The 2,162-nt window shown below is 52.8% G+C and carries 1 protein-coding gene; it reads right to left on the bottom strand.

What is annotated here, in order from left to right:
• Window positions 1–1,120: 1,120 nt before the first annotated feature.
• On the bottom strand, window positions 1,121–2,162 hold a 1,042-nt coding region (locus tag ACFFAR_RS31470; RefSeq protein ID WP_375509257.1), incomplete at its 5' end, for a LysR family transcriptional regulator.

Here is a 2,162-nt window from a genome sequence, read left to right as displayed (position 1 = left end):
TCGCCTTACCTTAGTCAAACGTTACCGACCGCTCTGGTCGCTGATCGCAGCCCATCAGAAGCGCTATTTGATGGTTGCGACCGAAATGACAATGCTTTCACGCGGGCCGTGGGCTGTTCGCCGTCAGCTTTGCAAAAGAGCGCGCGGGCGTTCGAACTGACAGCGACAGGAGGAGGCGCTGTTCGAGTTTGGCCGAAAGATGGATAACCCTTATGACAACCGATGTGAGATATTGTGCACAAGGTCAGACTGGCATAACACAAACGGCTTTGTAGGCTCCAACGCGCTTGGCCCGATTCACTTCGCCTCCCCGGCACCTCACGCGTTCTCGGCTTCGAAAGCCTCTTTATTCCCCATACGGAAAAAGTCTTAATTGACCAAGAGCGAAAGACGCCGACCGGCCGTCGATCATTTGGTGCTTTTCCGAAACATTGAATCGCGCACGAACCTTACTCAAACTTAACAAGCGGCGAGAAGTGATCCATCCCATCATGAGATCGCGGTGCGCTTCTTGGAACAAACGCAACCCCAAAGTGAGTCTCGTAAGAATTCTCATACGGGACGAAGGGCCCGTCAATTATGTGCTTCAGCTCGACGGGCCCGGTGCATCCTTCGGATGGTCGTACTTGAGAGGACGTCATCACTTTTTTCCCAAGGTTAGCGCTCGCTTAAGTCTCGCCCCATCTAGGACAGCAAGCGCAATTTCAATAGGTCCGATGCATTCAAATTGATTTGTCAAAGCGTTTAACGAGATTTGCGTTCAATTCGTCTGCCATGCGCCTGACTGACGCTCTGTTTGACGTGCGGCGATTGTTGCAGCAGGAACATATGGATCGCGGCGCCGGTACCAACCCTCGTTCGCGACAGTCCATGAGTTATCCCCTTGCGTAGCGGCAGTTCTATGTTCATCGTCGTGCTGCGCCCGTTGGTTCGATCTAACGTCAGCCGGAGCGGCGTTTGCGACGGCGGTGATCGCCGAGATCAGAAGCAAGACAAAAGTCTTTTTCATATAACACCCCATAGATATTTACACCTATGGTAATGAAGACTATGCCGTTTGAGCAGTATCGGCCGCGCCATAAACTATTGCATAAGTGGCAGCAATCACCGAGCCGCAAGTCTATTGAAAGTGTTCCATTGCGAGGTCGATGAATAGACGAACTTTATATGGAAGAAACTCTCGGCTCGGGTAGACGAGGGATACCGCCACGTCGCTACTTAACACCGAATACCCACGGAGAATCCGTACGAGCTTGCCCGAGCGCAGCTCATCGCTAACGAGCGGGTCGGGCAGCAGCGCGATACCCATCCCGGCAAGCACCGCTTGCTTTTGCATGATTGCACTCTCAACAATGAACGACAAACTCACCTGAACATTTTCGATTGAGTCTTTCCTGAAAGACCAAACGTGCGATCGGGTCTCAGCGGGTGGCCCGATCAGTTTATGCATGCCGAGGTCGGCTGGCACCTGCGGCGTACCCGCCCGTGTCAAGTAGGATGCGGCCGCAACGGGAATGCGTGAGCTTGTGACAAGTTGCCGAGCAACGACTGACTCAGACTTAATCATCATATCTGCCACAACCCCCACATCGAAGCCCTCATCTAGTAAGTCGACTTCGCTATCAGTCAGGGAGATTTTTAGGATGACCTGCGGGTATCGCAACTGGTATTCGGCGAAAAGCGGTGCGAGTTGAACGAGCGAAAAACTGCCCGAAGCAACAACCTTAAGATCGCCCACAACCTCGTTTGAGGAAGTTGCCGCGCGCAGTTCAACGCGCTCCAGTTCGGCGAGCACGCTACGGCAGCCTTCAGCATAGGCGCGACCAACAGTGGTCAGTGCAACTTTGCGCGTTGTGCGCTGAAAAAGCCTGATGCCGAGATGAGTTTCAAGATTCGCCACATGGCGCGTGACAATGGAGGTTGATACATTGAGAGCCATCGCCGACTGCACGAAGCTTTCCGTTTCCGCAACTTTTACAAATACCTGCATCGCTTGAAAGAGATTGATCATATGTAGTAATGCAATTTCCTGTCCACAGAACAATGTAGTACCGCCTTCCGTTCGGTGGCGTCGCTGATGAGTCATCCGCGCATCAATACGACGTCGTCTTTGCGTCATGAAGGCTGTTAGAGGGAAAGGACCGTCCGTTTGGCAAAAAAGG

It is taken from the genome of uncultured Caballeronia sp., from assembly GCF_964243625.1.
Classification (GTDB): Bacteria; Pseudomonadota; Gammaproteobacteria; order Burkholderiales; family Burkholderiaceae; genus Caballeronia.
Note: the sequence above shows the minus strand (reverse complement) of the source record. Positions and strands in the feature narration are given on the sequence as shown.